Here is a 235-nt window from a genome sequence, read left to right as displayed (position 1 = left end):
GCACTGTGGGATGAGGTGTCGGACCGATTGAAGAAGTCGGCCCTGGGCCTGTCCGGCGGGCAGCAGCAGCGTCTGCGCATCGCAAGGGCGCTGGCAGTGGAGCCGGAGGTGCTTTTGATGGATAAGCCGACCTCGGCCCTGGATCCCATTTCCACCCTGAAGATAGCAGACCTGATGGATGACCTTAAGAGCAAATATACGTTTGCCATTGTTACCCATAACATGCAGCAGGCCA

The 235-nt window shown here is 57.9% G+C and carries 1 protein-coding gene; it reads left to right on the top strand.

Annotation, left to right across the window (positions count from 1 at the left end; translation table 11 throughout):
* Positions 1-235 (top strand): ATP-binding cassette domain-containing protein (locus LK536_RS59130; protein WP_506092378.1); only part of this gene is annotated, 235 nt, incomplete at both ends.

This window comes from Clostridium pacaense, from assembly GCF_020709765.2.
Lineage (GTDB): Bacteria > Bacillota > Clostridia > Lachnospirales > Lachnospiraceae > Enterocloster > Enterocloster hominis.
Note: the sequence above shows the minus strand (reverse complement) of the source record. Positions and strands in the feature narration are given on the sequence as shown.